This window comes from Cellvibrio sp., from assembly GCF_053579595.1.
On record NZ_JBRFPI010000106.1, the window covers coordinates 7675 to 12019 of the forward strand.

General features: G+C 41.7%; 4 protein-coding genes. All 4 read right to left on the reverse strand.

What is annotated here, in order from left to right; all coding sequences use genetic code 11:
* Positions 1-222 (reverse strand): hypothetical protein (locus ACWA6V_RS08710; RefSeq protein WP_449522117.1); only part of this gene is annotated, 222 nt, incomplete at its 3' end.
* Positions 223-834: 612 nt separating this feature from the next.
* Complete coding sequence (locus ACWA6V_RS08715) at positions 835-1878, reverse strand: DUF4062 domain-containing protein (protein ID WP_449522118.1); 1044 nt, start codon at positions 1876-1878, stop codon at positions 835-837.
* A 59-nt stretch (positions 1879-1937) separates the two neighbouring features.
* Positions 1938-2924 (reverse strand): hypothetical protein, encoded by a 987-nt coding sequence (locus ACWA6V_RS08720; RefSeq protein ID WP_449522119.1) that lies wholly within the window; start codon positions 2922-2924, stop codon positions 1938-1940.
* Between the two features lie 376 nt (positions 2925-3300).
* The coding region (locus ACWA6V_RS08725) for a GGDEF domain-containing protein (RefSeq protein WP_449522120.1) at positions 3301-4345 on the reverse strand (1045 nt) is incomplete at its 5' end.

The following is a 4345-nucleotide window of genomic DNA, read 5'->3' on the forward strand; positions in this document are numbered from 1 at the left end:
CTTAATGACTGTCCACCAAATGGTGTGTTGGTCTTTTGTTGCATTAACCTGCATGCGTACAAAACCATCCATGGGTATCAATTTTAGTTGCGCATCACCATCACCCGTGATCGTCTGCCAACCCGCGACTGTTTTAGTATTAAAATCGTCAACAAAATCCGCATGGGAAAGTGAAGGAACCGTTAGTAACGCGCTCAGACAAAGAATTTTTATAGTATGCATTATGGGTGTCTCATGAACGAGAAAAGCGCCGAGCTTAAACGCGCCAAAGCTAAAATGCCACTCGCGGTGCGAGCAACATTCATAACTTATTAATTCTTTACATTAAAATATACGGGGAATATTTTGAGTGGTTATTAATTGCTGGCTTTGGCCGGAAACGGCCAAAAGCGGACGTTGGCGTTTATGTAGGTTGGGCAGTAATGCCCAACATTATTGTTATTTAATGGCATTGTTGGGCATGGCTGCCCAACCTACGAGCTGAGCAATAAAACCAGTATTCCGAATGGCGGTAACAAGCTTAACCCGCCCATTGTTAACCCTAAATAGGCTAATGCTCTGGGTAAACTTTTCGTTTTTATCGCAACCCAATGTAACAGCAGAAACCAAATACCATTCAGCATCAAGGTCGCCAAACCAACCCTACCAATCACAACCTTCACCGTTGCGCCTGTCTCTCCATTGGCTAAAAATGTCGGGGCGTTAATATTTGCATAAAGGCTTATGCCGCATTTGCGACCAGGCAAATACTTTTTGCTGAGCCGATGTATTGCCTTTTTTCCTAGCCGTCTTTGTTGTCTTAATGCGCGGGAATCAGCGATTTGTTAGATTTTTTTAAAATCGGGAATACTTCTCTAGGATTTTTTGTTTTGTCAACTCGCTAACATTAAGGAACTTTTCATATTCCTTTTTAAAAGTATTGAAAGTCTTTCTTTCTGAAGGACTAAACTCACCAGAAATATCAGAAATAAACGCTGTAGATGGGGAGTAAACCAATATATCGGTTTCTCTTCCATCTGAGCTTGTTGCACCATTTATATATTCAAAACCGTCGAATTTAAGCAAAAAATCCCACCAATTATTGGGGCACTTAATTTTCAGCGAGTCAATCATTGAAGGATCAATAAAAATTGGCATATCAATCTTCTTTGCAATTCTTTCGAAGAATTTCGATGCTTCGCTTTCTTCATCAATTGCCAAGATTGATTCTTCAGCCCCAGCACTATCGACCTGCCTATAAATTTGTTTAATTAGCTCTTCGATTTTCTTCGATGCTATTGATAGATTTGTTATTGATTCTGAGGTGGATTTTAATTGATTTGAAACTTCTCTTTTAGATAGGAAATCGAAAAACATTGCTGCCCATTGCTTTCTTAGGTTTTCGTGCAATTCCTTAGCGTATCTAAATGGGAAAAATCCGTTGTTGACATTTGAGCTTCTTACGGCATCAATAAATTCAAAAATATTTTCAGCATAGTTCTGGTTTTCAATTGAAGGATATTCAATTTCTTTTGAGAACTTTTTATCTTTATTTTTTTGGAAAACATGATGATCAGCCAATACCGTTTCTTTTACAAAAGTAAATACAGGAATGCCTAATTCTTTAGCAGAAATGTATTCTGCATTGGTTATAGATTTTTGCGGATCAACTCGATACTTTCCACCAAATCGTCCACCAATTATAAGAATAAATAATTGGCAATTAGAGATTTCATTAACACAGCTTTCATGGGTGTGTAGATCTGGATGATAAAAAACATCTCCCTTCTCACTTAGAACAACATCAAACCCAAATCCTTGGCAAAAAGAAATTAGACTATCTCGTACCTCTGCAAAATCAAAGCATGTTGAACTAATAAAGACTCTTGGTGCGGCCATTTTTAATATCTCATGATTTTAATGTTGCGTTCACCGCCTGGTGCAACGCCTTGTATGCTCTATTCTTTTTTAGGCAATATTTTTGCGATAGAGTCAAATAGTTCTTTTACAGAATCAAGTAATTTTTCAGAATTCTCAGGCTCAATTTTTTGCTTGGCGGGCGTACTAAATATGACATTAGTTGCTGCGGTAACGATTTGATCTCGCACAGAAGGCTCACGTGTAAGATCGCCATAATTAGGGAGCGACGTAGCAACTGCTGCTTTATGTGCATATTCTTCTTCAAAGTCACGCTCTTTTTTGTACTGAGAAAACGAAAAACCAAAAGCAGCAAATAGGGGCAACAAAACAATTGAACGCAATAGTATAGACGCCCATACTATTTCGTTAGATTGCCCTGGAACTTTAACGGCCAATATGGCTGCCCCAATTGAATTAGCAAATTGATAAGTCTCGAAAATTCCAATGCCACCGACCAGTAATGCAGCACTACCCCAAGCTATTCTTCCCCACAAAAGAACTTTTTTCCGTTGTGTAAATGATTCAGAAAGCGATCCAGCAACAGCTGGTGCGATTAAGGTTTTAACTTCATCTCTAAGCTTTTCAACTTCGGCACGAGCGACCATTAGCTTTTCTAGCTCGATTGAGATGGCAGTAGTAGTTCTTTCAAAATGAATTCCACCAGACGCTAACAATGACACTCCAAACATACGCATGTGGTATGCCATTGAGTCAATTTGAGGCGCTAAATTTTGAAATGAATTTTGATCTCGAGTGTTTTTTAATTGAGCATAGGCGTTGTACATAGCTTGAAGAACACTTTCAATGCTTGATAACGCGTGCCATGTTAATTCACTCCAAGCATCATTTGCCGAAAGCCCGTCGAACGTATCTAAAACGAAGCGCATAGTGCGTTTAGCTTCGTCGAAGTTGAGACCATCAAAATCGGTGAGACTCAATTGAAAATTTTCGAATTCGCGTGGATTCAATGAAAGAAATTGCTCATATAAAGCTTTTGTTCTGGTGAGCCGAGTTTCTTTAGACATATGGTATTCCCTGTGAAAGCTAACATCTTATTAAATTGTACCAACTATATAACCCGCAGAAAGTTATTCCAACTAATTTGGTGTAGTGCTGTAAACTCCAAAAGGAGATGAACTCTCAATCGATTTAGCTCGCGCTAAACCAAAGGGTTAACTATCATTCCGAATTAATTATGGAGTGTACGGCACAAGCAATCTCAATTAGTTGTCACGCTCATTTGGCTGACTGTCCGCTTTGGGCACATCTGCGACCTTCGCGGATTATTTCGCTAAGCACACCCTACGAAAGCGATCAACTGATTGAAGCACAGACAGGCTAAATAACAAATATTGCTCGCATGTGGAATTACTACTCATTACACCATTACAAAATCCTGGTTTAATCACCTTCCCTAAACGCAACCACACAATTGCGGCCTGCTGCTTTTGCTGTGTACAGGGCTTCATCGGTGCGTTGTATAACGGCGGTTGCGTTGGGTTCGTTGGGGTGCCAGGCGCTGCTGCCAATGCTCATGGTCATGTGGCCGACATCGGGGAAGGTGGCGATTTCAATTGCGCTGCGAATTTTTTCAGCAACCGTGCTAACGGCGATGGCATTGGGGGAGTTTGGCAAAATTACGGAAAACTCTTCACCACCATAACGAGCGACAAAATCAGTCGTGCGGATATTGTCTTTAATTACGCGAGCGATTTGTTGCAACACGGCGTCGCCGACTGGATGGCCGTGGTTGTCATTTACTTTTTTGAAGTGATCAGCATCGAGCAATAAAAGTGAAAAGCTGTGGCCGGTGCGCTGCCCCATGCGTACACACTCTGCCAGTTTTTCATCAAACGAACGGCGATTGTTAACGCCAGTAAGCGGGTCAGTTGTAGCGAGGTGCTCCAATTGTTTATTCGCCGCAGCCAAGGCTTCTGTGCGCTGCAATACTTGTTGCTCCAGCGTTTGATTCAATAATTCCAGTTCGCGCTCGCGCGTGAGTAATGACTCAGTCATGGATTGCATGGCGTTACTCAGTTGCGCAACTTCACGCAAGTTGGTGCCGGTTGGGTAGCGCGGTGCGGTGGTGTGGAGTTTGATGCTGCGCGCAGCGGCGGCAAGTTGTTCAATAGGTTTACTGACACTTTGCGCGAGGCGCCAAGCCAGCAGTGAAAACAATATCATCGCAATGACGGCGATAATCAGAAAATGCCAATAGGTGGCATACACCGGTGCTAGTGCATTTTCCAATGGCTGACGCACTACAATTCGCCAACCGAAATGGGTATTAGCGCTCGAGTCTACCAGTACTTGACTGGTCAAATATTGACGCCCATCATCCCAAGTTGCTATCGAATAATTTGCCGAATAATTTGCCGAATGATTTTTCGAATAATTTTTGTTGCCGAATAGATTTTCAGGGAGGCGACTAACGCCAGCCAATGCC